Here is a 23,289-nt window from a genome sequence, read left to right as displayed (position 1 = left end):
CTGCCCTGTGTGCGAGGCCCATCAGCCCGTCAAGGAGACCGCGTCGTGCGCACTGCCGGCATCCCGATATCCCGCCCCGCCCGCCTGATCGCCGGCGGCCTGGCCGCCGTCGCGGCGCTGGCCGCCACCAGCGGCTGCTCCACCGCCTCCTCCACCGACACCGCGGACGCCGGGTCGACGACAGCAGGCAAGACCATCAAGGTCGTGGCGGCGGAGAACTTCTGGGGCAGCATCGCCACCCAACTCGGCGGCGACCACGTCCAGGTCAAGAGCATCATCAACAACCCGAACGCCGACCCCCACGACTACGAACCGACCGCGGCCGACGGCCGGCTGGTGGCCGGCGCGCAGTACACGATCGTCAACGGCATCGGCTACGACGCCTGGGCCGACAAGCTGCTGTCCGCCAACCCCGAGAGCGGCCGTACCGATCTGAAGGTCGGCGACCTGGTGGGCATCAAGCCGGGCGGCAACCCGCACCGCTGGTACTCACCGGACAACGTCCACCAGGTCATCGAGAAGATCACCGCCGACTACAAGAAGCTCGACCCGGCCGACGCCGCCTATTTCGACGCGCGGAAGACGACCTTCGAGACGAAGACCCTGGCGCCCTACAACAAGCTGATCGCCGACATCAAGGCCAAGTACGCCAACACCCCGGTCGGCGCCTCGGAGTCCATCGTGACCCCGCTCGCCGAGGGCCTCGGCCTGAAGATGCTCACGCCCGAGTCCTTCCTGGACGCCATCAGCGAGGGCACCGACCCGACGGCCAAGGACAAGCAGACGATCGACCGGCAGATCAGCGAGAAGCAGATCAAGGTCTACGTCTACAACAGCCAGAACGCCACCCCTGACGTGCAGGCCCAGGTCAAGGCGGCCAAGGCCGAGGGCATCCCGGTCGCGACCGTGACCGAGACCCTCACCCCGGCCGGGGCGTCCTTCCAGGCGTGGCAGGTGCGGCAGTTGCAGGGCATCGAGAAGGCCCTGGGGCAGGCGACGGGCAGGTGAGCACGGTGAATCCGGCCATCCGGCCGGGCGAAACGGCCCGGCACCGAGTCCCCGCACAGCCGGCCGCACCACAGCCGCCGCGCTCTCCCGCCGTGTCGTTGCGCGGCGCCGGTGTGCGCGTCGGTGGCCGGACCCTGTGGTCGGGTGTCGATCTGGAGGTCGGCGCCGGTGAGTTCGTGGCCGTCCTCGGCCCGAACGGTGTCGGCAAGTCGACCCTGGTCAAGATGCTGCTCGGCATCCTGCCTCCGTCGGCCGGTGAGGTCAGGGTGCTGGGCGAGGCGCCCGGCCGGGCGGGCCACCGCGTCGGCTATCTGCCGCAGCGCCGAAGCTTCGACGCGAGCCTGCGCATCCGCGGCACCGATATCGTGCGGCTCGGCCTGGACGGCGACCGCTGGGGCGTACCGCTTCCGCTGCCCGCCCGTTTCAGCGCCCGGCGGCGGGCGGCCCGGGACCGTATCGCCGAGGTCGTCGAACTGGTCGGGGCGAGCGCGTACGCCCACCGGCCGATCGGCGAGTGCTCCGGCGGGGAGCAGCAGCGGCTGCTGATCGCCCAGGCACTCGTGCGCGACCCCGAACTGCTGCTCCTGGACGAGCCGTTGGACAGTCTCGACCTGTCGCATCAGGGCGCGGTCGCCGCGCTGATCGGGCGGATCTGCCGGGAGGCCGGCGTGAGCGTCGTCATGGTGGCGCACGACGTGAATCCCATCCTCGCCTGGCTGGACCGGGTGGTGTACATCGCCGAGGGCGGTGCGGTCGCGGGCCCACCGCAGGAGGTCATCACCACGGAGACGCTGTCGCGGCTGTACGGCGTGCCGGTGGAGGTGCTGCGCACCAGCGACGGGCGACTGGTGGTCGTCGGCCAGCCCGAGGCACCCGCCGTCCACACCGACCGGCACGCCGAGGGAGGTGGGTCGTGAACTGGGCTGATGCGAGCGCCGGTTGGTCGTGGAACCCGGTGACCGACCTCCAGCAGATCTGGGCGTTCCCCTTCATGGTCAACGCCTTCCGCGCCGGTACCGTCGTGGCCGTACTGGCCGCCGTGATGGGCTGGTTCATGGTGCTGCGGCGGCAGAGCTTCGCCGGGCACACCCTGGCCGTGGTCAGTTTTCCCGGCGCGGCCTGCGCGACCCTGCTGGGCATCGGCGCGGGTTTCGGCTACTTCGCGTTCTGTATCGGCGGCGCCCTCGTGATCGCCGCCATCCCACGCGCCGGGCAGGGTGGCGGCAGCGGCCAGGAGTCGGCGCTGACCGGCACCGTCCAGGCGTTCCTGCTGGCCTGCGGATTCCTCTTCGTCGCCCTGTACAAGGGCTTCCTCGGCGGGGTCAACTCCCTGCTGTTCGGCAGCTTCCTGGGCATCACCACCGACCAGGTCGCCGTGCTGACGATCGTGGCGGCACTCGCGCTCGGCGCACTGGCGGTCATCGGACGGCCATTGCTGTTCGCCTCCGTCGACGAGAACGTCGCCACCGGACGCGGAGTGCCGGTGCGGGCCCTGTCCGTGGTCTTCCTCGTCCTCCTCGGGACGGCGACCGCGGAAGCCAGCCAGATCACCGGCACGCTGCTGGTGTTCGCCCTGCTGGTGATGCCCGCGGCGGCCGCGCAACAGCTCACCGCGCGGCCCGCCGCGAGCCTGGCGCTCTCGGTGCTGATCGCGATCGCGGTGACCTGGACCGGGCTGATCGCCGCCTACTACTCGCCGTACCCGATCGGTTTCTACGTGACGACCTTCGCCTTCGCCGTCTACGTCCTGGCCCGCGCGACCCGCACTCTCACCACGACCGTCGGCAGGCAGCGGACGGTGGGAGCGGGTGCTCTCGCATGAGCGCCTTCACACATCCGTACTTCGTGCATGCGCTGCTGGCCGGCACCGCGATCGCCCTGGCGGCCGGTCTCGTGGGGTACTTCCTGGTGCTGCGCGCCCAGGTCTTCACCGGCGACGCGCTCAGCCACGTGGCGTTCACCGGGGCGCTCGCGGCCCTCGCGCTCGGCTACGACCTGCGGCTGGGACTGTTCGCGGCCACGGTGCTGTTCGCCGTGGTGCTCGGCGCGCTGGGCCGCCGCAGTCGCGCCGACGACGTCGCCATCGGCAGTCTCTTCTCCTGGATCCTGGGTCTGGGCGTCTTCTTCCTCACCCTCTACACCACGTCCCGCAACACCGGGAACGGCACGGCCGGGGTGAACGTCCTCTTCGGATCGATCTTCGGTCTCTCCACAGGCCAGGCCGAACTGGCGGCCGTCGTCGCGGGCGTCATCTGCCTCGCCGTGCTCGTGGTCGCCCGTCCCCTGCTCTTCGCCTCCGTCGACGAGGCCGTGGCGGCGGCCCGCCGCGTACCCGTACGCCTGCTGGGCCTCGCCTTCCTGATCCTGGTCGGCGCCTGCGCGGCCGAGGCCACCCAGGCGGTCGGCTCGCTCCTGCTGCTCGGCCTGCTCGCCGCCCCCGCCGGCGCGGCCCAGCGACTCACCGACCGGCCCTACCCCGCTCTGGCCCTGTCCGCGGGACTCGCGGTGGCCGAGATGTGGGCGGGCCTCGCCCTGAGCTACTACGTCCCCCGACTGCCGCCCAGCTTCGCCATCATGGCCGTCGCCACCACCGTCTACGCGGCCGCGCTCATCGCCGTACGCCGACCGCACGCCCACGCCGCTCTCACGGAGGCGTGATGGGCGCACCGGCCGACGACCTGGACCTCATCGGCCGCCGCACCGCCCAACGCACCAGCGTCGTACGGGCGTTGATCGACCACGGCGGCTTCGTCGGCGCCCGCGCCCTGCACGACGTACTGAGAACTCAGGGCGCGCGCGTGGGCCTCAACACCGTCTACCGCACCCTGGCCGCCCTCGTGGACGCCGGCCGCGCCGACGTCGTACGCGACCGGGGTGGTGAACGCCTCTTCCGCCACCGCCCGTTCCCCGAGCACCAGCACTATCTGCTGTGCCGCGCCTGCGGGTTGAGCACCCCGGTCGACTCCGCGGCGGTCGAGACCTGGGCCGCGCGGGTAGCCGATTCCTCCGGTTTCGCCGAGGTCGAGCACACCGTGGAACTCACCGGTCTCTGCCCGCAGTGCCGGGCAAGTTCATAATGGGATTCATTTTCATGTAGCTTTGCTGCAGCTCACCGCTGTCCATCGCAGTCGTCCAGGAGGTCCCCATGGCCGTTCCCAAGCGGAAGATGTCCCGCAGCAACACCCGTCACCGCCGCGCCCAGTGGAAGGCGGCCACGCCGACGCTCGTGCCGATCACCATCGACGGCGTCCCCTACCTGGTGCCCCAGCGGCTGGCGAAGGCGTACGAGCGCGGGCTGCTGCGCCCCGAGGGCTGACCGTTCATGTCCTACGGCTCTCACGACCGGCTGCCCGTCACCGTCCTGTCCGGATTCCTCGGCGCGGGCAAGACCACCCTCCTCAACCACGTCCTCGGCAACCGCGAGGGACTGCGCGTCGCCGTCATCGTCAACGACATGAGCGAGGTCAACATCGACGCCGCCCTGGTCCGCGACGGCGAGGCGGCCCTGTCCCGCACCGAGGAACGCCTGGTCGAGATGACCAACGGCTGCATCTGCTGCACCCTGCGCGACGACCTGCTGGAGGAGATCGACCGGCTGGCCCGCGAGGGCCGCTTCGACTACCTGCTCATCGAGTCGTCCGGTATCTCCGAACCCATGCCGGTGGCCGCCACCTTCGCCTTCGCCCGTGACGACGGCGCCACCCTCGGCGAGATCGCCCGCCTGGACACCATGGTCACCGTCGTCGACGCCGCCAACTTCCTGCCCGAACTGACCGGCGGCGACGAACTCGCCGAACGCGGCCTGGACCAGTACGAGGACGACGAACGCACCGTCAGCGACCTGCTCATGGACCAGATCGAGTTCGCCGACGTCATCGTCCTCAACAAACTCGACCTCGTCGACGACGATTCGGCCGACCGGCTGCGGGCCACCCTCACCCGCCTCAACCCGGCCGCACGCGTCATCCCGGCCGTCCACGGCCGCGTGCGGGCCGGCGACGTACTGGGCACCGGGCTCTTCGACCTGGAACGTGCCCAACAGGCCCCCGGCTGGGTGCGGGAACTCAACGGCGACCACGTCCCCGAGACGGAGGAGTACGGCATCTCTTCGACCGTCTTCCGCTCCGAACTGCCTTTCCATCCGGGCCGGTTGTGGACGTTCGTGACCGAAGGACTCGACAGCGGCGCATACGGGCAGATCCTGCGCTCCAAGGGCTTCTTCACGCTGGCCGGCCGCCCGCGGGTGACGGGTCTGTGGTCCCAGGCAGGCTCCGTCGCACGCTTCGAACCCTCCGCCGCGAGCAACCCCGACAGCCCCGACAGCCAGGAACTGGTCTTCATCGGCACACACCTGCACCCGGACACCCTGCACGCGACCCTCACCAACTGCCTCATGACCGACGGCGAGAGCCTCCCGCCCGTCGACCCGTTCCTCGCCTGGGACACCTACGGCATCGACGACACCTGCGAACACGAGCACCCCGACCTCGTAGCGGGCACCTGAACCCCGGACCGGGCGGCGGACGCAGCCACGGCGCCACCCGGCCCGGCACGGACACTGATCAGCAGCCCCTTCTGCGGGAGCGATGCCTACCGTCGCACCCGGCGGCAGGTCTTCCTGTCCCTGTGGCGCATGCGGCGACGCCAACTAGCTGAAAACGGCCCTTGAGTCACGAGCCGTCGCGCAGTTCGCGCAGACGCTCGCGGGTGAAGTGGATGTCGTCGAAGGTGACCGCACGGCCGTCACCGGTCGGCGACTGTGCCTCGAAGCCGATGGAGGCGGGCGTGGACGTGTCGTCGAAGGTGAAGAAGCGGATCATCCGCCAGGTGTTGCCGTCGAGGGCTGCGTGGTAGGCGAAGGCGTGATCGATTCGGGAGACGCGCAGCCACACCGTCCGGCCGAGGGGTGTTCAGGGGCCGGGCTTTCGTAAGTCGTCGGGCAGATCCTTCAGTGTCGGGTCCGTGATGCGGGCCGTCAGGGCGTTGGTGAAGCGGTCGGCGCGCAGTACCCGGAAGGGTCTGGAGTGGTAGGGGCGGGTGGCCGGGTCCACGCGGTCGGTCAGGTTCAGTTGGTTGTGGATGCCGGCCACCGCTTCGTAGGCATGGGTGAGGTGCTTCTCCCTCGTGTGCCAGTCCGTCGCCGAGAGGGCGGCCGTCAGGACCGGGATCAGGCGGTGGCCGGCCGCCGTGCGGGCGAAGGCTGTGCCCAGCCATTTGTTGTACGGGGGGTAGCGGCGGTCCATGAGGAGGCACAGGCGCATCAGGGTTCGGGTGAGGCCGGCTGCCGCCGTCGCCGAGCCGAGTTCGTCGCCCACCTCGCCGCAGCGGCCCACGAAGGCCTCCTCCTGGGCGACGCGGTTCCACTGGCGGGCCAGGACGTGGAGCCACACGTCGCGGGGGTACCAGCGGAGGGTGTGGCGCAGAGGGCCCAGTTCGTGCAGGCCGTCGTGGAAGACCGCGCCGCCGGTGACCTCGGCCAGTAGCTGGGTGGGGGTCGTCAGCCAGTCGGACGCGGTGATCTCGTGGCTGGGGTCGAAGCCGAGCGTCGCCGTGAACCACGCCGTGGTGTGGGTGACTTCGACTCTGTGGTGGACCGGGCCGGTCGTGGTGCGCATGACGCGGACTTCGCCGTCGGCCGTCGGGGCGAAGTTCGTCGGGTAGCCGTGGAAGGTCTTCGGGAGGTGCTCGGCCAGGTGGTGTCTGATGCGGCCCGCGTGGCGGGGGACGTCCCGGGGGCGGAGGAAGAGCTGGAGACGCGGCCCCCATTCGTGGTCCGTCGAGCGCGGGGTGTCGTAGCCGAGGACCTCGGAGCCGCTGCCGATGCGGGCGGCGGAGTGCGGGATGTCGGGGGCGGCGTCTTCGAGGAGAGGGCGGACGGCTTCTGTGTAGAAATGGCGGGAGAGTTCGAGGCCGGGTAAAAAAGTTGGCATATTCGTGAAGCTCATGCCCCGACCCTGCCCATTCTCCACATGATCGTGCGCGCCAATTTTCGCCGTCGGTCCTCAACTCCCGGCCACAGACGCCCAGTCGGGCAGGTGGGCAGGTGGGCAGGTGGTCCACCGGTCACCGGCGCCCGCCCAGCTCCCTCAACGCCCCGTCCGTCAGCCGGTACACCGTCCACTCGTCCTGGGGCCGGGCGCCCAGCGCCTCGTAGAAGTCGATCGCGGGGCGGTTCCAGTCGAGGACGGACCACTCCAGGCGTTCGTAGCCGCGGTCGACGCAGATGCGGGCGAGTTCGGTGAGGAGGGCCTTGCCGTGGCCGGTGCCGCGGGCGGTGGGGCGGACGTACAGGTCCTCCAGGTAGATGCCGTGGACGCCGCGCCAGGTCGAGAAGTTGAGGAACCACAGCGCGAAGCCGACCGGTTCGCCGGTGGTGTCGTCGGTCGCGATGTGGGCGTAGGCGCCCGGGTGTTGGCCGAAGAGCGCCTCGTGGAGCTGTTCCGGGGTCGCCCTCGCCTCCTGGGGTTCCTTCTCGTAGGCGGCGAGTTCGCGGATCAGGGCGTGGATGACGGGGATGTCGGTGGGGGTCGCGGTGCGGATCATGCCGAGAGGGTAGACGCGCTCGGGTCCTTGCCGGGGTCGTCGTGGGTCGCGTGCTCCCGGCGTGGCAGCAGCAGCGGGCTCGCCAGCAGCAGGACCCCCGCGATCGCGATCGCCGTGCGCGGGGTGGTGGTCGCCGCCAGGAGCCCCCACGTGGCCGTCAGTGTCGCGATCGCCGCGCTGGTGCTGACCGACCAGGCGGTGAGGGTACGGGCCACGCGGTCGGGGGCGGTGTGGGTGAGCCGGGCGGTGGCCAGGAGGGGGTTGAAGACGCCGATGCAGGTCACCAGGCCGAGCTGGACGGCGGTGACGAGGAGCATCCCGGGGACTCCGGGGCGGACGAACGCCAGGCCGACCGGCCAGCACGCGCGCAGTACCCCGGAGACCAGCATCACCCTGTGCTGCCCGAACCGGGCCGCGAGCGGGCGCGCGAGGCGGGAGCCGACGAAGCCCCCGGCGCCGGAGGAGGCCGCGAGCGCGAGGGCGTACTGCCAGGGAGAGAAGCCGAGGTGACCCAGCAGGAGTACGGCTAGCAGCGGTTCGGCGGCCATGATCAGGCCGTTGACCACCATCGCGTTGAGGAGCAGCGGGCGCAGGGTGGGATGGGCGAGGATGTAGCGCCAGCCGTCGAGCAGATCGCCCGCGCGCAGCCGTGGCGCTCCGCTCCGCTCGGGGCGCGGTTCGGTCCCGCCGATGGCACGGATGCCCAGCGCCGAGAGCAGGTAGCTGACCGCGTCGGCCACCACCGTCGTCACCGGGCCGAACAGCCCGATCGCGACCCCGCCGAGCGGCGGCCCGAGCATGGTCGAGGTCCATGTCGTGGACTCGAAGCGGGAGTTCGCGACCAGCAGGTCCTCGGGCGGCACCAGCGCCTTCAGGTACGAGCCGCTGGCCGCGTTGAACGCGATGTTCGCCGCGGCGACGACGACCGAGACCGCGAGGAGCTGGGCGAAGGTGAGCAGCCCGAACGCGAACGCGAGGGGGACGGTCAGCAGTGCCCCGAACCGGGTCAGGTCCATCGCGATCATCACCGGCCGCTTGCGGCGGAACTCCACCCACGGCCCCAGCGGTACGGCGACCAGGGCCCCCACCGCCCGCCCCGAGGCGGCCAGCGCCGCCACCTGGGTCGGCCCGGAGTGCAGCACGAGGATCGCCATGAAGGAGAACGCGCCGAACCCGAGCCCGGTGCCGTACGAGCTGACCGCGAACGACGCCCACAGCCACCCGAACCGGCGCCCCAGCGCCCGTCTCCCCGCCATCCCCGCCCACCCTTTCCGGGACACCCGCCCGCCGACCACGGCCACGACTTCGGCCACCGGCATCCAAGCGAGTGCCGGACGCCGAGATCAAACAACCGACTCGCCGGAAAGCTACAACCCCAGGTTGTACCCGCTGATGAACGGCGATTGTCAGTGGCCGCCGCTATCGTCGCCGACGTGGATCTCGACGCTGTGCGCACCTTCGTGGCCATCGCGGACGCGGGCCGTTTCCAGCATGCGGCCACGGAGTTGTCGATCACCCAGCAGGCCGTCTCCAAGCGGGTCGCCGCACTGGAGCGGGCCGTAGGCGTACGGCTCTTCGCGCGGACCCCGCGCGGGGCCGAACTGACCGTCGACGGGCGGGCGTTCCTGCCGCACGCCCGCGAACTGCTGCACGCCGAGGCGCGGGCGTTCGCCTCCGTCCGGCCCGGCCACCGCGCGCTGCGCGTCGACGTGATCGGGCGGGGGCTCGCCCCGGCCGCCCTGCTACGGGACTTCCATCGCGCCCGCCCCGAGATAGAGCTCGACGTCGTGACCCTCTTCGACGCCGACGCGGCCGTGGACGCCATCCGCTCCGGCGCGGTCGACGCGTCCTTCCGCGCCGTCACGATGACCGGCCGCCGGCTTCCCGACGACATCGAGGTCAGCCGCGCCTTCGACGAACCCGTCCAGCTCCTCACCGGCCCGGCCCACCCGCTCGCCGCCGCCGCCCGGACCGTCACCCCGGCCGACCTCGTCGGGCACCGGATCTGGATGCCCGGCCTCGTCCCAGGCACCGAGTGGGCCGCGTATTACGACGCGCTCGCCGCCGCGTTCGGTCTCACCATCGAGAGCAGCGGCCCCGACTTCGGCGTGGAACCGCTGCTGGACACCATCGCCGGTTCGCGTTCGCTGGCGACCTTCGTCGGCGAGCAGACCCGCCTGGTCTGGCCCGCCGGCCACGACCTGCGCCGTATCGCCGTACGGAATCCGACCCCGGTCTACCCGCACTCGCTGGTCCGGCACCGCGACAACCGCCACCCCGCGCTGGCCGCCCTCCGCGATCACCTTCACGACGGTGGCGGGCCAGGTCACTCCGACGACGCGGAGACCTGGACACCGTCCTGGGCGTAAAAAACAGACCTAGCTAGCTAGCCGCGCAGCCGTCGGCCGATCTCCAGGTGATCCGGTGACGGTGGACGCCCGTCCTCCACCGTCCACAGCGCGTTCTGCAGCACCCGGCCCAGCGTCCAGGCGCGTGCCCGGTCCCGGTCCAGCCCGAGTACCTCCGTCATCGCGTCGAACCGCCACCCGACCTCGTCCGCGTCGAAGCGGTTCCACAGGGCCGGGAGGAGGTCGAAGCCGGGGTCGCCCGCGAGCGGCTTGGGGTCGATGGCGATCCAGGGGGCGCGGTCCGCGGCCAGGACGTTCTCGAAGTGCAGGTCCCAGTGGAGCAGCCGGTCGCCCGGTTCGCCGGCGACCTCGCGCACCGCCGCCGCGCAGTCCGCGAGCAGCCGCCGCTCGGCGGGGTCACAGACGCGGGGCAGTACCGCCGAGGTCCGGTGCGGCCACCGCGCCGCGATGTCGCCGAGCCGCCGCATACTCGCCGGTGCCTCGACGGCCGTCAGGCGGGCCAGCAGCCGGGCGACGACCAGCGTGGCCTCGCGGGAGTCGGGCAGATCCGCCAACGCCCGCCCCGAGTCGAGCCGTTCGAGCAGCAGCGTGCCCGTGCCGGCGTCGGCCTCCAGCAGTCGTACGGCCCCGTCGCCGTCCCAGACCCGCAGCGCGACCGGCTCCCCGGCCGTCTCCTCGTCCACGTCCTGGAGCTTGAGCACGGCCGGCGTCCCATCCGCCCGCAGCACGGGCAGGACCAGCGCGCACCGGCCGTTCATCGACGGTCCGTCGAGGCGCAGCTCCCACTGATCGAGGAACCGCCCGGCCCGCTCCCGGAGGGCGGTGGCGAAGGTCTCTCCCGACTTCCCGCCGAAACTCTCGTAACTGGCGACCAGTCCGGCCGGAATGTCGATCACGCCTCCGACGATACTTGCGTGCGTGAATCGGCTCATGCGAATTACCCGGGGCCTCCACAGGGTGTGGGCGTACGTCCGCAGCGCCCCCGGCACCTACGCCTGGCTGGGGATCCTCTTCGTCACCACGGTCGCCATGCACCACATGTCGCCCGAGTTCGAGCAGGAGTTCCTGCGCCAGCGGTCCACCAACATCCACGAGTTGTCGAACAACCCGGTGCGGGTGCTGTTCGCGAGCGCGATGTGGATAGACGGGGGGCGCTGGCTGCCGTACGCCGCGCTGTACACGGTGTTCCACGCGCAGGCCGAGCGGTGGCTCGGGACGGCGCGGTGGCTGATGGTGTGTGTAGCCGCGCATGTGCTGGCCTCGTTGATCAGCGAGGGCGCGCTGCTGGAGGCGATCAGGAAGGGCGTGGCGCCGCAGTCCGCAGTCAACACCCTTGATATCGGGGTGAGTTACGCGCTGGCGGGTGTCGTCGGGGTGCTGGTGTACCGGATCGCGGTCCCGTGGCGGTACCCGTATCTGGTGGTCGTACTGGGCATCTACGGGGTGCCGTTGGAGACCCACCGCACCTTCACCGATCTCGGGCATTTCACCTCCGTGCTGATCGGTCTCGCGTGTTATCCGCTGGTCAGGGGCTGTGGAAAAGCATGGAATCCGAAGGAGACAGTGGCCGCCCTCAGGGGTTAGCGTCCGGGCATGAGCAGCTCGGTGAGCGGTGTCGTGAACGGCGGCATCTCCTTCTGGTACGCGGACGACGGCCTCCCGGCACGACGGGAGCCCCTCGCCGGTGACGCCTCCGCCGACGTCGTGATCGTCGGCGGCGGATACACGGGCCTCTGGACCGCGTACTACCTGAAGAAGGCGGCCCCCTTCCTCCGGGTCACCGTCCTGGAGCAGAAGTTCTGCGGCTACGGCGCCTCGGGGCGCAACGGTGGCTGGCTGTACAACGGCATCGCGGGCCGCGACCGGTACGCGAAACTCCACGGCCGCGAAGCCGCCGTACGTCTGCAGAAGGCGATGAACGACACGGTCGCCGAGGTCGTCAGGGTTGCGGAGGAGGAGCGGATCGAGGCCGACATCCATCGGGGTGGCGTGCTCGAAGTCGCTTGTACGCCCGCTCAGTTGGCGCGGTTGAAGGCCTTCCACGAGCACGAGCTGTCGTACGGCGAGACCGACCGCGAGCTCTACGGCGCCCGCGAGACCGCCGAGCGGATCCGGGTCGTGGACGCGGTCGGGTCGACGTGGACGCCGCACGGGGCGCGGCTGCACCCGGTGAAGCTGGTGAAGGGGCTCGCGGCGGTGGTGGAGGCGCTGGGCGTCGTCATCCACGAGTCGACGCCGGTGACGGAGATCCGTCCCCAGCACGCCGTCACGCCGTACGGCACCGTCCGCGCGCCCTACGTCCTGCGCTGCACCGAGGGCTTCACCGCGAGCCTCAAGGGGCAGCGGCGGACCTGGCTGCCGATGAACTCCTCGATGATCGCTACCGAGCCGCTCACCGACACGCAGTGGGAGTCGGTGGGGTGGGGTGGTCTGGAGACGCTTGGTGACATGGCGCACGCCTACATGTACGCGCAGCGCACCGCCGACGGGCGGATCGCGCTGGGCGGGCGCGGGGTGCCGTACCGCTTCGGATCGAGGACGGACAACGACGGGCGGACGCAGGCGGCGACGGTCGAGGCGCTGCGCGAGATCCTCGTCCGCTTCTTCCCCTCGCTCGCGGGGCTGCGGATCGAGCACGCCTGGTCGGGGGTCCTCGGGGTGCCGCGCGACTGGTGCGCGACGGTGACGCTGGACAGGTCGACCGGGCTGGGGTGGGCGGGGGGTTACGTCGGCTCGGGGGTGGCCACGACCAACCTCGCCGCGCGGACACTCCGCGACCTGGTCCAGCTGGACTCTGGGCAGGCGGGGGCGACTGATCTGACCGGGCTGCCGTGGGTCGGGCACAAGGTGCGCAAGTGGGAGCCGGAGCCGTTCCGTTGGCTGGGGGTGCAGGGGATGTACGCGACGTATCGGGCGGCGGATCGGCGTGAGTCCGGTGGGCGCAGCGCGGAGTCGTCGCGGTTGGCGCGGTTCGCGGATCGGGTGGCGGGGCGGGACTGAGGCGCGGGGGCGGGTCGTTGTCGGGTGCGGGTCCGGTGGGGGCTGGTCGCGCCGTTCCTCGCGCCCCTGGGTGGTGGGGGTGCGGCTCCGTGTGTGGGTGCGGGTGCGTTTCGGCGCCTGTGGTTCGTTGTGGGGCGGCGCCGCGCCGGGGGGTGTCCGTCCTCGGATCGGCGCGGCAAGGTTCCTCAAGAACGTGGCGGTGTTGAGCGCCGACCGCTGCGGGCGGACACCCCCCGACACGTCGCCTTGCCGCCGTACGCGGCCTGCGGTCCGCTCGGCTCAGGTCACCGACTCGGACGCCGACTCCGACGCGGGTGACTGTGCGGCCTCCCCGTGCTTGGGCGCCCGGGCCGTCACCATCAACCCCGCGACCAGTCCCGCCGTCAGCATCACGGCGACGGCCCACCAGATGGCGACCGTGTAGCCGTGGACGATGCCCTTGCTGGTGATGAGGGCCTTCTGGGCCGGGTTGTGGAGGTGGGCGGCGATGTAGGCCGTGCTGCTGGTCGTGGCGATCGTGTTGAGGAGGGCCGTACCGATCGAACCGCCCACCTGCTGGGCCGTGTTGACGGTCGCGGAGGTCACGCCCGAGTCCTGCGGGGCGACACCGGCCGTGGCGGTGGCGAACACCGGCATGAAGATCAGGCCCATGCCGAGGCCCATCAGGAGCAGGCCCGGGAGGAGTTCGGTCGTGTAGTCCGAGTGGACGGTCAGGCGGGTGAAGAAGGACATGCCGGCCGCGGCCAGGACCGCGCCCGGCACCATCAGGGCGCGCGGCGGGACGTGGTGCATCAGGCGGGCCGAGATCTGGGTCGAGCCGATGATGATCGCGACCGTGAGGGGCAGGAAGGCCATGCCGGTCTTCACGGGGGAGTAGCCGAGGATGACCTGGAGGTAGTAGGTCATGAACAGGAACATGCCGAACATGCCGATGACCGCGAGCCCCATGGTGAGGAAGCAGCCGGCGCGGTTGCGGTCCTTGACGATGTGCAGGGGGAGGAGGGGGCTGGGGGCTCTGGTTTGCCACCAGACGAAGGACGCGAGCAGTACCGCGCCTGCGGCGAAGAGGCCCAGTACCAGTGAGTCCGTCCAGCCGCGCGGCTCCGCCTCGCTGAAGCCGTAGACGATCGCGACCAGACCGCCGCAGCCCAGTAGTACGCCGGGTACGTCTAGGCGGGCGCCGGAGTGGCCGGGGCGGTCGTGCAGGAGGGCGAAGGCGCCGAAGACGGCGATGACCGCGATGGGGATGTTGACGTACAGGCACCAGCGCCAGTTCAGGTACTCGGTCAGCAGCCCGCCCGCGATGAAGCCGATCGCCGAACCGCTGCCCGCGAGCGCGCCGTAGATCCCGAAGGCCTTTCCGCGTTCCTTGGGGTCGGTGAAGGTCGTGGTGAGGAGGGAGAGGGCGGAGGGGGCCAGTACAGCGGCGAAGACGCCCTGGAGGGCGCGGGCGCCGAAGAGCATGCCCGAGGTCGTGGCCGCGCCGCCGAGTGCTGAGGCGGCGGCGAAGCCGATCAGTCCGATGATGAATGTTCGTTTGCGGCCCACCAGGTCGGCGATGCGGCCGCCCAGCAGGAGCAGGCCGCCGAAGGCGAGCGTGTACGCGGTGATGACCCACTGCCGGTTGCCGTCGGACATGCCCAGGTCGCGCTGCGCGGAGGGGAGCGCGATGTTCACGATCGTCGCGTCGAGGACGACCATGAGCTGCGCGAGAGCGATGATCACCAGCCCCCACCAGCGGCGGGGATCCGGCCCGGTAGCTGCGCTTGATTCACCTGATTGGGTGACGCTCATCTGGTCAGAAGACCATGAATCGGTAGGTATCGCATCCCCAGTCGTATTCGCGCGTGTGTTCGGTGGTGTGCCGGGTGATGTGCTCGGTGTGGTCATGGTTCCAGGACCACCTTTCCGGTTGTCTTCCGGTTTTCCAGTGCCCGGTGCGCGTCCGCCGCCGCGGCCAGCGGGAATCGTTGGACGGTTGGTGTGAGTCGGCCTTCCGCCGCCTCGGCGAGTGCGCGCAGCTCCAGCGTCCGGATGGGGCTCGGGCCGCCGGCCTTCCGCATCATCACGGGGCCGAGCACCTGTTCGGACAGCTCTTCGACGGCATACGGCTCGCCGCTCGACCATCCGAAGACGATGTGCCGGCCCTTCGGCCCGAGCAGGTCGACGGTCTCCCTTGCTATGGCTCCGCCCACCCCGTCGAACACGACCGTCGCGTGCCGCCCGCCCAGCCAGGCCCGTACCTTCCCCGGCCACTCCGGGTCCGTGTAGTCGACGGCGAGATCGGCGCCGTTCGCCCGCACGAGAGCGACCTTCTCCGGGCCGCCCGCGAGACCGACGACCGTGGCACCGGCGTGCTGGGCGTACTGCACGAGCAGCGTCCCGAGGCCGCCCGCTGCCGCCGGAACGACGACTACGGGGTCCACGCCCAGCTCGCTGAACTGCACGATCCCCATCGCCGTACGCCCGGTCCCGATCATCGCGACGGCCTGTGCGAAGTCCAGGTTCGTGGGGATCTCGTGCACCCGGTCGACATCGACCACGGCCAACTCCGCGTACCCGCCCGGCGCGAACCCCAGATGCGCGACCACCCGCTTCCCGAGCCACAGCCCGGCGACCCCGTCCCCGAGCGACTCGACGACACCGGCGACCTCGCGGCCGGGGATGGTGGGGAGGGAGGGGAGTTCGGGGAGCGGGCCCTGTTCGCCCGCGCGCAGGACGGTGTCGAGGAGGTGGACGCCGGCCGCGGCGACGGCGATACGGACCTGGCCGGGGGCGGGGGCGGGATCGTCGACAGGTTCATGGGTGAGGTTTTCGGCGGGGCCGAAGATGTGGAGTCGTATGGCGTGCATGAGGTCCCCGTCGTCACGTAGGGATGGGTTGCTTCGCGTGAGGGCTGTGCGCGTTATGCGGCTTGGGCGAGTTGTGGCTTGCGCGGGCTCCACCTTTCAACCTCAAGCGTGCTTGAGGTCAAGCGTCCGCCTGGGCGTTTCTTGGGTGCGGCTTTCTGTGAGTACGACGGTTCGAGGGGGCCGGAATGTGACGTCGGCGGGGAGGTGAATTGCGTCTGCGCAGGTCAGGGGGATTGTCAGTGGCGGGGTGCAGGATGGGGGCATGGCGAGGAGAGCGGCGAGTGGCGCGGGTGGAGTGAAGGGGGCACGGCGGCCGGAGGTGCGGTTGCCGGCTCTGGAGGCTTACGGGGGTGGGGAGTTGGAGCCGGACGGGGACTACGACGGGCTGCGGTTCCGGGACGAGGACTTCGTCGGGCAGGACGGCGGGGGTGCCCGTTTCATGGACTGCGCGCTGACGGACTGCGCGTTGGACGAGACGCGGCTGCATCACGCCCGTGTGCTGGACTCCGTCCTCACCGGCATACGGGGTGTCGGCACCGACCTCGCGGAGTCGACCCTGCGTGACGTCGAGGTGATCGACGCGCGGATGGGCGGGGTGCAGTTGCACGGTGCCGTGCTGGAGCGGGTGGTGATCCGGGGCGGCAAGATCGACTACCTGAACCTGCGCAAGGCGAAGCTCCGGGATGTCGTCTTTGAGGGCTGCGTCCTTGTCGAACCGGACTTTCTCGATGCCCGGCTTGAACGCGTCGAGTTCGTGGACTGTGCGCTGAAGGGGGCGGACTTCACGGGGGTGACGTTCACGGATGTGGATCTGCGGGGGGCGGTGCAGTTGGAGATCGCGCGGGGGGTGGATCGGTTGTCCGGGGCGGTGATCAGCATGGGGCAACTGCTGGATCTGGCGCCGGTGTTGGCTGTGCAGATGGGGATTCGGGTGGAGGGGTGAGGTGACTTCTTGGTGCAGGGGGGCGATATCTAGCCCGTCCGTCACTTTTCAGCGCCGGCCGGCATCATTCAGCCCGTCCGGCGTTTGAGGACGAGGCCCGTTCAGGGCCGATGGGGGTCTGGGGGCGCAGCCCCCAGGGACGGCGCGCTCAGTGCAGGGTGACCAGGAAGCTCAGGGCACCCGATGTAGTTCAGGGCACCCGGGGAAACCTCGCCTGCAGCGTCCAGATCGCCGGGTTCTCGCCGAGGGCATCATGCAGATCAACCAGGTCGGCGATCAGATCGTGCAGGAAGTCCCGCGCCTCACGCCGGAGTTCGGCGTGCGAGAAGGTCAACGCCTCCTCGTCCCGCCGCATCCAGTCCGCCTCGACATCGACCCACCCGAACCGCCGCTCGAACAGCATCCGGTCGGTCGACTCGGTGAAGTCCAGTTCCGCCCGCTGCGGCCGGGACGCCCGCGACCCCGCCGGGTCCTGGTCGATCCGCTCCACGATGTCGCACAACGCCCACGCGAAGTCGAGCACCGGTACCCACCCCCAGGCCGTGGACACTTCCCGGTCCGCCTTGGTGTCGGCGAGATAGACGTCACCGCAGAACAGGTCGTGCCGCAGCGCGTGGACGTCCGCGCGCCGGTAGTCGGTCTGCGGGGGGTCGGGGAAGCGGTTGGAGAGGGCGTAGCCGATGTCGAGCACGTAGGAGATGGTGTCACGGTCGGGGAGGTCCGGGGTCAGCCGGAGTCACCGCTCGGGACGGCCCCTCCCGGCGCTCTCCATCGGGCCCCTCACCAGGCCCGGCGGGACGCTCACCCGCCTCCGTCCCGCCCGGTGGCGGCAGCCTCCAGCAGGGCCCAGCCGTCGACCTCCACCGCCCGCGTTTCTCCCGGCCCCGGCACCCACCCGCAGGCCGACGCCGCGTCGAGGAGGGCGCGGACGGCGCCGGGTTCGTGGAGGTTGAGGGAGGCGCCGCGGACGTGGCCCACATCCCCGGAACCGAAGGGGGCCCCGCCCGGGACGAACCGCCCCGGCCCCGCGACGAAGACGATCCGCAGCGCCCCGCCGGTGCCGGACGGCTGGGGATTCAGCGTGAGGGTGTGGACACAGCCCACGGAGCCGCTGCCGCTGTGACGGTGAGTGTGACTGTGACGCAGCGACCACATATACACGCGCCCGTCGGCGACAAGCCGGCGGGGCTTCCTGGATGAGCGGGGCACGGACCGAGCGTATGAGGGGCGAAGGGCGAGGGCGAGGGATATTCGAGGTCCGACTTCGAACCCCGGGCGGACGCCCAGGGCGACGAGCCCGGACTCGTAGGATCGCGCACGTGTCCCGATCCGTACCGCTCGTTCCCACACGGCTTGTTCCCCCGGTCACCGCGTGCGCGCTGGCCCTCGTCCTGACGGCGTGCGGTGGAACGGGAGGCGTACACGGCACCCCCGGCAGCGCGGGCGTAGCCGACCCGTACTTCCCCAAGGCGGGCAACGGCGGCTACGACGTGACCCACTACGCGCTGACCCTGGCGTACACCCCGGGCGCCTCGGACACCTCAACTCCCTTGACCGGTACGGCGACGATCACGGCCCGGGCCACCCAGAACCTCTCCGCCTACGACCTGGACCTCAAGGGCATGAAGGTCGACGCGCTGACGGTGGACGGCAAGGACGCCCCCTGGACCCGCACCGGCCAGGAACTGACGGTCCGCCCACCCGCCACCCTCCCCAAGGGCAGGACGTTCAGGACGACCGTCCACTACTCCGGCACCCCCGAGACGATCACCGACCCCGACGGCTCGGAGGAGGGCTGGCTGCCCACGGCGGACGGCGCGCTCGCCCTCGGCGAACCGACCGGCTCGATGGCGTGGTTCCCCGGCAACGACCACCCCTCCGACAAGGCGTCGTACGACATCACGATCACCGTCCCGAAGGGCCTCCAGGCGGTCTCCAACGGCGAGTTGAGGACGGAGACGACGACACGAGCGGGCCGTACGACCTACACCTGGCGCACCGCGCGCCCCATGGCGACCTACCTCGCTACGCTCGCGATCGGCCACTACGACATCACCCGCACCACCACGAAGAACGGCCTCCCCGTGTACGTGGCGGTGGACCCGCAGGAGGCGGCAGCGAGCCGCGAGGTGCTGGCGAAGATCCCCGAGATCATGGAGTGGGAGGAGTACAACTTCGGCCCGTACCCCTTCTCCTCCACCGGGGCGATCGTCGACCGCCGCGGCGACGCGGGGTACGCCCTGGAGACCCAGACCCGCCCGTTCTTCCCGGGCGCCCCCGACACCGCCACCCTCGTCCACGAACTCGCCCACCAGTGGTACGGCGACTCCGTCACCCCCAGGACCTGGCGCGACATGTGGCTCAACGAGGGCTTCGCGACATACGCGGAATGGCTCTGGAGCGAGGACCACGACGGCGACACCGCCCAGCAGACCTTCGACGCGCTCTACAAGGGCACCTACTTCGACGACAAGTCCGACAGCGAGGCGATCTGGGCCTTCCCGCCGGCCCGTCCCACCTCCGCCGCCCACATCTCCGACAGCCCCGTCTACGAACGCGGCGCGATGGTCCTCCACAAGATCCGCCGGACCGTCGGCGACGCGCGTTTCTACGACATCATCCAGGGCTGGGCAGCCAGCCACCGCTACGGCAACGCGGACACCGAGGACTTCACTGCGTACGTGGAGAAGGCGGCGCCCGGCAAGGACTTCAGCGGGATCTGGAAGAACTGGCTGTACGGGGACGGGAAGCCGGCGCACGCCTGACGGGCCGGCTCAGGCCGCTCAGCGGGTGTCCCCCAGGGAGATCAGCAGGGTGCGCAGCATCCGGTTCAGCTCGTCGCGGTCGGAGTTCTCCAGGGCCGAGAGGATCTGGATCTGGTTCTGCACGTGGCCTTCCACCACACGGTCGACGAGGTCGCGCCCGGCGTCGGTGAGCGCGATGTGCAGGCTGCGGCGGTCGCCGGGGACGGAGTCGCGGGTGACGAGGCCGTGGGCGACGAGCCGGTCGACGCGGTTGGTGAGGGCGGCCGAGCCGATCATGACGCTGGAGGCCAGCGCCTTCGCCGTCAGCGGCCGGTCGCCGCGGCGCAGGGTGGCGAGGACGTCGAACTCCCAGGTCTCCATGTCGTACTGGGCGAAGTACTCCTTCAGTCGGGTGTTGACCAGCCGTGAAAGCCGCAGGACGCGGCCGATGGTGCCCATGGCGTCGAGGTCCAGGTCAGTGCGCTGGGCGGCCCACTGGCCCATGAAGTCGTCGACCGCGTCACGGGTGACGGCATCGCTCATGGGGTCACCTCCTGTTCACTATTGCTTCAACCACATTAATTCGACAACAAACTGTTTGACTGCACCCTAGTCCACGACATAACCTCTCGATGTCAGATAGTTCGACGTCGAAGGACTTGGTCTCATGTCTGTGGAGCCGCTCGCGACGGATCACGCCACTGTGTCCCGGGTCATCCGGTCACGCCGCAGCATCCGCCACTACCGGCCCGATCCGGTGCCGGCCCCGCTGCTGCGCGAGCTGGTCGAGCTGGCTCTGGAAGCTCCGTCCAGCTTCAACCTCCAGGCCAGGTCCGTCGTCGTGGTGACGGGTGAGGACGGTCGCAAGGCCCTGGCCGAGGCCACCGGCGGGCAGCCGCATCCTCAAGAGGCGCCGGTGACACTGGTGTTCGTCGCCGAGTCCGGCGCCTGGCGCGAGGACCGCGGTGACGTCTGGGAGACGGCGCGGCGCGGCGGTGCGTGGTCCGAGCGGTTCGCCGCCGCCTCGCCCGAGGACGCGCGCCTCTTCCACGAGGACCTGCGCGAGCGCGGTCTGGAGCGGGAGTACGCGGTGAAGGACGCCATGATCGCCGCGTCCTTCCTCATGGTCGCCGCCGAGGCCGCGGGCCTGGCCACCAGCCCGATGAACGGCTGGGACGAGGACGCGGTCAAGAAGGCCGTCGGCATCGACGGCCGGGACGACCTGCACATCGCCCTGCTCGTCCCGCTCGGCCACCCGGCCGAGTCCCGCCGCCATCCGGGACGCCGAGACCGCTCGCTGACCTGTTTCAGCGAGACGTACGGCCGCTGACACCGGCGGGGGCCGGGAACGTGGGGCGTTTCCGGCTGTCCGCGGCACACACATCCACGGCCGACCGAACGGCCGTGACAACAAGGGGGGTTGGTCTTCGTGACCACTGTAAACAAGCTCGTCCAGGTCGCCGGCATCATCGACGCCGCCGAAGCCGACATGGTCATCGGTGAGGGAGCGGACTGGATCGGTTTCGCGCTGCGTCTGCCGTCCGGCAAGGACGACATCCCGGAGCAGGACGCCGCCGTCATCATCAAGGGGCTTCAGGCCCCGCACGCCGGTGTCCTCATCAGTTACCTCACCGACGCGGAGGAGATCAGCGCCTTCTGCCACGAGCTCGGTGTCGTCGCCGTACAGCTGCACGGTGACGTGGAGACCGGGCAGCTGCGCCGGCTGAAGGAGATCCGGCCGGAGCTGTTCGTCCTCAAGTCGCTGGTCGTCAAGGCGGACAACGCGGAGGAGCTGCTGCGGCTCGTCGACGAGACGCACCCCTTCGTCGACATGTACATCACCGACACCTTCGACCCGAGGACCGGCGCGAAGGGTGCCACCGGCCTCACGCACGACTGGAACGTCTCCGCGGAACTCGTCCGCCGTTCGCCCAAGCCGCTGATGATGGCCGGCGGGCTGAACCCGGAGAACGTCGGCGACGCGATCCGCGCCGTCCGGCCCGCCGCCGTCGACGCCCACACCGGCCTGGAGGGCCCCGACGGGCGCAAGGACCGGGCGAAGGTCGCGAAGTTCCTCGCCGAGGCCCGGCGCGCCTTCGACGAGATCGGCTGACCGGACCGAAGCCGGGGCGACCGCAGGACACGGGGACACCTCCGGTCGCCCCGTCCGCTCCCGTCCCTCCCCTGTTCCCGTCGATCTCACCGGACCCAGAGGAGTCACCCGTGACCACGGGCCACAACGTGCACCTGCTTCCGCAGACCGACCAGCTGCGCGCCATCCACACGATCATCCGCGACCGGGACTGCCCCCGCGAGGACTTCGTCTTCTACTCGCGGCGCGTCATCCGCCTGCTGCTCGAAGCCGGCCTGGATCTGCTGCCGTTCACCAAGAAGGACGTCACCACACCGGTCGGCACCACCTTCCACGGCCTCGAATTCGCCACGAAGATCTGCGCGGTGCCCGTCATCCGGGCCGGCGAGGCCATGGAGGGCGAGCTGCGCTACGTCCATCCCGGCATCCGGATCGGCAAGATCCTCATCCAGCGCGACAAGCGGACCAAGCTGCCGCACCTGTACTACCAGCACCTTCCGGCGGACATCGCCGAGCGGCACGTACTCCTGCTGGAGCCGATGCTGGCCACCGCCGGCTCCGCGATCGCCGCCATCGACGTCCTGCGGGACGCCGGGGTGCCCGAGAACCACATCATCATGATCAACTTCCTGTCCTCCCCCGAGGGACTGCGCCGGATCGCCACCGAGCGGCCGCACGTGCGGATCGTCACCAGCGCGATCGAGGACCGGCTCAACGAGCACGCGTTCATGATCCCCGGCATCGGCGACTTCGGCGACCGGTTCTTCGGCACCACCGACTCCGGAGCCGTCAAGTGAACAGCCAACGCATCGCGGCGACTTCGGCGCTCACCGCGCTCGCCCCGGCCGTCTGGGGATCCACCTACCTGGTCACCACCGAGTTCCTGCCGCCGGACCGGCCGCTGCTCGCCTCCACGCTGCGCGCGCTGCCCGCCGGGCTGATCCTGCTGCTGATGACGCGGAAGCTGCCCAGCGGCGTGTGGTGGTGGCGGGCCGTCGTCCTCGGTGTGCTGAACATCGGGGCGTTCTTCTACTTCCTGTTCCTGGCCGCCTACCACCTGCCCGGCGGAGTGGCCGCCCTGGTGATGTCCATCCAGCCGATGATCGTGCTGCTGCTCGGCTCGCTGCTGCTGAAGGACCGGATCCGGCCGCTGCACGTCGGCTCCTGTCTGCTGGCCGCCGCCGGGGTGGCCCTGCTGGTGCTGCAGCCGCACGCCGGCCTGGACGGAGTCGGTGTGCTGGCCGGGCTCCTCGGCGCGCTGTCCATGGCCTCCGGCATCGTGCTCACCAAGAAGTGGGGCCGCCCCGACGACGTCAGCCTGCTCGCCTTCACCGGCTGGCAGCTCACCGTCGGCGGTCTGGTCCTGCTGCCCGTCATGCTCGCGAGCGAGGACCTGCCGGACCACCTCACCTGGGGCAACATCGGCGGGTACCTCTACCTCGGCGTCATCGGCGCGCTGATCGCCTACGTGCTGTGGTTCCGCGGCCTGTCCCGGCTGCCCGCGCTGGCCGCCTCGTTCCTGTCGTTCGCCTCGCCGCTGTGCGCGACGGTCCTCGGCTACCTCTTCCTCGACGAGACCCTGCGCCCGCTCCAACTGGCCGGCGCGGTGGCCGTCGTAGCCGCCGTCGTCCTCGCCCAGCCGCGCAACGGCGGCAAGCAGGCCGCACCGGCGCCACCCGCGCGCGCCGCCAGCAGAGTCTGAGCGACACATCAACCAATCCGGGGGGATCGAACACCA

At 70.5% G+C, this 23,289-nt stretch carries 26 protein-coding genes; 16 read left to right on the top strand and 10 right to left on the bottom strand.

Annotated features, from left to right (window positions below):
• Window positions 1-45: 45 nt before the first annotated feature.
• From ACGFY9_RS06740 to ACGFY9_RS06710, 7 genes are all read left to right on the top strand, one after another.
• Window positions 46-1,008, top strand: a complete 963-nt coding sequence (locus tag ACGFY9_RS06740) for a metal ABC transporter solute-binding protein, Zn/Mn family (RefSeq protein ID WP_393752636.1) — start codon at window positions 46-48, stop codon at window positions 1,006-1,008.
• Window positions 1,005-1,925 (top strand): metal ABC transporter ATP-binding protein, encoded by a 921-nt coding sequence (locus tag ACGFY9_RS06735; protein WP_393752634.1) that lies wholly within the window; start codon window positions 1,005-1,007, stop codon window positions 1,923-1,925. Before ACGFY9_RS06740 ends, ACGFY9_RS06735 begins: the two co-directional genes overlap by 4 nt.
• A complete protein-coding gene (locus ACGFY9_RS06730; protein WP_393752632.1) occupies window positions 1,922-2,830 on the top strand; it encodes a metal ABC transporter permease in 909 nt (302 codons plus the stop codon). The genes ACGFY9_RS06735 and ACGFY9_RS06730 overlap by 4 nt, the downstream gene beginning before the upstream one ends.
• Window positions 2,827-3,666, top strand: a complete 840-nt coding sequence (locus tag ACGFY9_RS06725) for a metal ABC transporter permease (protein ID WP_393752630.1) — start codon at window positions 2,827-2,829, stop codon at window positions 3,664-3,666. Before ACGFY9_RS06730 ends, ACGFY9_RS06725 begins: the two co-directional genes overlap by 4 nt.
• Window positions 3,666-4,085 (top strand): Fur family transcriptional regulator, encoded by a 420-nt coding sequence (locus ACGFY9_RS06720; RefSeq protein ID WP_393752628.1) that lies wholly within the window; start codon window positions 3,666-3,668, stop codon window positions 4,083-4,085. The genes ACGFY9_RS06725 and ACGFY9_RS06720 overlap by 1 nt, the downstream gene beginning before the upstream one ends.
• A gap of 68 nt (window positions 4,086-4,153) precedes the next feature.
• Complete coding sequence (gene rpmF, locus ACGFY9_RS06715; RefSeq protein WP_019065309.1) at window positions 4,154-4,324, top strand: 50S ribosomal protein L32; 171 nt, start codon at window positions 4,154-4,156, stop codon at window positions 4,322-4,324.
• A gap of 6 nt (window positions 4,325-4,330) precedes the next feature.
• Window positions 4,331-5,512, top strand: a complete 1,182-nt coding sequence (locus ACGFY9_RS06710) for a GTP-binding protein (protein ID WP_393752626.1) — start codon at window positions 4,331-4,333, stop codon at window positions 5,510-5,512.
• Window positions 5,513-5,678: 166 nt separating this feature from the next.
• Here the strand turns inward: ACGFY9_RS06710 and ACGFY9_RS06705 are convergent, their stop codons facing one another.
• The 4 genes from ACGFY9_RS06705 to ACGFY9_RS06690 form a co-directional block, all read right to left on the bottom strand.
• Window positions 5,679-5,900 (bottom strand): DUF1349 domain-containing protein, encoded by a 222-nt coding sequence (locus ACGFY9_RS06705; RefSeq protein ID WP_393752624.1) that lies wholly within the window; start codon window positions 5,898-5,900, stop codon window positions 5,679-5,681.
• A gap of 18 nt (window positions 5,901-5,918) precedes the next feature.
• A complete protein-coding gene (locus ACGFY9_RS06700) occupies window positions 5,919-6,953 on the bottom strand; it encodes a DUF4037 domain-containing protein (RefSeq protein WP_393752622.1) in 1,035 nt (344 codons plus the stop codon).
• Between the two features lie 118 nt (window positions 6,954-7,071).
• Entirely contained in the window at window positions 7,072-7,551 is a 480-nt protein-coding gene (locus tag ACGFY9_RS06695; protein WP_393752620.1) for a GNAT family N-acetyltransferase, read from the bottom strand.
• On the bottom strand, window positions 7,548-8,807 hold the full coding sequence (locus tag ACGFY9_RS06690) for an MFS transporter (RefSeq protein ID WP_393752618.1): 1,260 nt from the start codon (window positions 8,805-8,807) through the stop codon (window positions 7,548-7,550). The genes ACGFY9_RS06695 and ACGFY9_RS06690 overlap by 4 nt, the downstream gene beginning before the upstream one ends.
• Before the next feature lie 177 nt (window positions 8,808-8,984).
• Between ACGFY9_RS06690 and ACGFY9_RS06685 the strand changes: the two genes are divergently transcribed.
• Complete coding sequence (locus tag ACGFY9_RS06685) at window positions 8,985-9,920, top strand: LysR family transcriptional regulator (protein ID WP_393752616.1); 936 nt, start codon at window positions 8,985-8,987, stop codon at window positions 9,918-9,920.
• Window positions 9,921-9,937: 17 nt separating this feature from the next.
• Here ACGFY9_RS06685 and ACGFY9_RS06680 read toward each other — a convergent pair whose 3' ends face one another.
• Window positions 9,938-10,852 carry an aminoglycoside phosphotransferase family protein gene (locus ACGFY9_RS06680; protein WP_393752614.1) on the bottom strand — a complete coding sequence of 305 codons (915 nt, stop codon included), beginning with the start codon at window positions 10,850-10,852 and terminating at the stop codon, window positions 9,938-9,940.
• On the opposite strand from ACGFY9_RS06680, the gene ACGFY9_RS06675 reads away from it, so the two are divergent.
• Window positions 10,851-11,504: a rhomboid-like protein gene (locus ACGFY9_RS06675; protein WP_393752612.1), complete on the top strand. Its 654-nt coding sequence runs from the start codon at window positions 10,851-10,853 to the stop codon at window positions 11,502-11,504. The two genes, ACGFY9_RS06680 and ACGFY9_RS06675, sit on opposite strands and share 2 nt — an antisense overlap.
• A gap of 9 nt (window positions 11,505-11,513) precedes the next feature.
• Window positions 11,514-12,920 carry an NAD(P)/FAD-dependent oxidoreductase gene (locus ACGFY9_RS06670; RefSeq protein ID WP_393752611.1) on the top strand — a complete coding sequence of 469 codons (1,407 nt, stop codon included), beginning with the start codon at window positions 11,514-11,516 and terminating at the stop codon, window positions 12,918-12,920.
• Between the two features lie 279 nt (window positions 12,921-13,199).
• Here the strand turns inward: ACGFY9_RS06670 and ACGFY9_RS06665 are convergent, their stop codons facing one another.
• Together ACGFY9_RS06665 and ACGFY9_RS06660 are read right to left on the bottom strand one after the other, a co-directional pair.
• The gene (locus ACGFY9_RS06665) at window positions 13,200-14,714 is read right to left on the bottom strand and encodes an MFS transporter (protein WP_393752609.1); all 1,515 of its coding nucleotides are present in this window, start codon (window positions 14,712-14,714) and stop codon (window positions 13,200-13,202) included.
• 92 nt (window positions 14,715-14,806) lie between these two features.
• Window positions 14,807-15,772, bottom strand: a complete 966-nt coding sequence (locus ACGFY9_RS06660) for a zinc-binding dehydrogenase (RefSeq protein ID WP_393752607.1) — start codon at window positions 15,770-15,772, stop codon at window positions 14,807-14,809.
• Between the two features lie 262 nt (window positions 15,773-16,034).
• Here ACGFY9_RS06660 and ACGFY9_RS06655 point away from each other — a divergent pair, with 262 nt between their 5' ends.
• Complete coding sequence (locus tag ACGFY9_RS06655) at window positions 16,035-16,715, top strand: pentapeptide repeat-containing protein (RefSeq protein ID WP_393752605.1); 681 nt, start codon at window positions 16,035-16,037, stop codon at window positions 16,713-16,715.
• Window positions 16,716-16,905: 190 nt separating this feature from the next.
• Here the strand turns inward: ACGFY9_RS06655 and ACGFY9_RS06650 are convergent, their stop codons facing one another.
• Window positions 16,906-17,406, bottom strand: coding sequence for a hypothetical protein (locus ACGFY9_RS06650; RefSeq protein ID WP_393752603.1), 501 nt, complete (start codon window positions 17,404-17,406; stop codon window positions 16,906-16,908).
• 110 nt (window positions 17,407-17,516) lie between these two features.
• Window positions 17,517-17,876: a hypothetical protein gene (locus ACGFY9_RS06645; RefSeq protein WP_393752855.1), complete on the bottom strand. Its 360-nt coding sequence runs from the start codon at window positions 17,874-17,876 to the stop codon at window positions 17,517-17,519.
• A 158-nt stretch (window positions 17,877-18,034) separates the two neighbouring features.
• On the opposite strand from ACGFY9_RS06645, the gene ACGFY9_RS06640 reads away from it, so the two are divergent.
• Window positions 18,035-19,480: a M1 family metallopeptidase gene (locus ACGFY9_RS06640; RefSeq protein WP_393752601.1), complete on the top strand. Its 1,446-nt coding sequence runs from the start codon at window positions 18,035-18,037 to the stop codon at window positions 19,478-19,480.
• A gap of 18 nt (window positions 19,481-19,498) precedes the next feature.
• Here the strand turns inward: ACGFY9_RS06640 and ACGFY9_RS06635 are convergent, their stop codons facing one another.
• Window positions 19,499-20,002: a MarR family winged helix-turn-helix transcriptional regulator gene (locus tag ACGFY9_RS06635; protein WP_393752599.1), complete on the bottom strand. Its 504-nt coding sequence runs from the start codon at window positions 20,000-20,002 to the stop codon at window positions 19,499-19,501.
• A 124-nt stretch (window positions 20,003-20,126) separates the two neighbouring features.
• Between ACGFY9_RS06635 and ACGFY9_RS06630 the strand changes: the two genes are divergently transcribed.
• From ACGFY9_RS06630 to ACGFY9_RS06615, 4 genes are all read left to right on the top strand, one after another.
• Window positions 20,127-20,789 (top strand): nitroreductase family protein, encoded by a 663-nt coding sequence (locus ACGFY9_RS06630; protein ID WP_393752597.1) that lies wholly within the window; start codon window positions 20,127-20,129, stop codon window positions 20,787-20,789.
• A 99-nt stretch (window positions 20,790-20,888) separates the two neighbouring features.
• Entirely contained in the window at window positions 20,889-21,572 is a 684-nt protein-coding gene (locus ACGFY9_RS06625) for a phosphoribosylanthranilate isomerase (RefSeq protein ID WP_393752595.1), read from the top strand.
• Between the two features lie 110 nt (window positions 21,573-21,682).
• Complete coding sequence (upp, locus tag ACGFY9_RS06620; protein WP_393752593.1) at window positions 21,683-22,348, top strand: uracil phosphoribosyltransferase; 666 nt, start codon at window positions 21,683-21,685, stop codon at window positions 22,346-22,348.
• Window positions 22,345-23,253 (top strand): EamA family transporter, encoded by a 909-nt coding sequence (locus ACGFY9_RS06615; protein WP_393752591.1) that lies wholly within the window; start codon window positions 22,345-22,347, stop codon window positions 23,251-23,253. Before upp ends, ACGFY9_RS06615 begins: the two co-directional genes overlap by 4 nt.
• Window positions 23,254-23,289 lie beyond the last annotated feature (36 nt).

It is taken from the genome of Streptomyces sp. NPDC048504 (assembly GCF_043200035.1).
Taxonomy (GTDB): domain Bacteria; phylum Actinomycetota; class Actinomycetes; order Streptomycetales; family Streptomycetaceae; genus Streptomyces.
The sequence above is the reverse complement of the archived record's forward strand: the minus strand, read 5'-3'. Positions and strand labels throughout refer to the sequence as shown.

What these genes read in the sequence shown, in the direction of transcription:
- ACGFY9_RS06725 (WP_393752630.1), top strand. Translation starts at nt 2,827, where the DNA reads ATGAGCGCCTTCACACATCCGTACTTCGTGCATGCGCTGCTGGCCGGC.
- ACGFY9_RS06720 (WP_393752628.1), top strand. Translation starts at nt 3,666, where the DNA reads ATGGGCGCACCGGCCGACGACCTGGACCTCATCGGCCGCCGCACCGCC.
- rpmF (WP_019065309.1), top strand. Translation starts at nt 4,154, where the DNA reads ATGGCCGTTCCCAAGCGGAAGATGTCCCGCAGCAACACCCGTCACCGC.
- ACGFY9_RS06710 (WP_393752626.1), top strand. Translation starts at nt 4,331, where the DNA reads ATGTCCTACGGCTCTCACGACCGGCTGCCCGTCACCGTCCTGTCCGGA.
- ACGFY9_RS06700 (WP_393752622.1), bottom strand. Translation starts at nt 6,953, where the DNA reads ATGAGCTTCACGAATATGCCAACTTTTTTACCCGGCCTCGAACTCTCC.
- ACGFY9_RS06695 (WP_393752620.1), bottom strand. Translation starts at nt 7,551, where the DNA reads ATGATCCGCACCGCGACCCCCACCGACATCCCCGTCATCCACGCCCTG.
- ACGFY9_RS06690 (WP_393752618.1), bottom strand. Translation starts at nt 8,807, where the DNA reads ATGGCGGGGAGACGGGCGCTGGGGCGCCGGTTCGGGTGGCTGTGGGCG.
- ACGFY9_RS06675 (WP_393752612.1), top strand. Translation starts at nt 10,851, where the DNA reads ATGCGAATTACCCGGGGCCTCCACAGGGTGTGGGCGTACGTCCGCAGC.
- ACGFY9_RS06680 (WP_393752614.1), bottom strand. Translation starts at nt 10,852, where the DNA reads ATGAGCCGATTCACGCACGCAAGTATCGTCGGAGGCGTGATCGACATT.
- ACGFY9_RS06670 (WP_393752611.1), top strand. Translation starts at nt 11,514, where the DNA reads ATGAGCAGCTCGGTGAGCGGTGTCGTGAACGGCGGCATCTCCTTCTGG.
- ACGFY9_RS06665 (WP_393752609.1), bottom strand. Translation starts at nt 14,714, where the DNA reads ATGAGCGTCACCCAATCAGGTGAATCAAGCGCAGCTACCGGGCCGGAT.
- ACGFY9_RS06660 (WP_393752607.1), bottom strand. Translation starts at nt 15,772, where the DNA reads ATGCACGCCATACGACTCCACATCTTCGGCCCCGCCGAAAACCTCACC.
- ACGFY9_RS06655 (WP_393752605.1), top strand. Translation starts at nt 16,035, where the DNA reads ATGGCGAGGAGAGCGGCGAGTGGCGCGGGTGGAGTGAAGGGGGCACGG.
- ACGFY9_RS06635 (WP_393752599.1), bottom strand. Translation starts at nt 20,002, where the DNA reads ATGAGCGATGCCGTCACCCGTGACGCGGTCGACGACTTCATGGGCCAG.
- ACGFY9_RS06630 (WP_393752597.1), top strand. Translation starts at nt 20,127, where the DNA reads ATGTCTGTGGAGCCGCTCGCGACGGATCACGCCACTGTGTCCCGGGTC.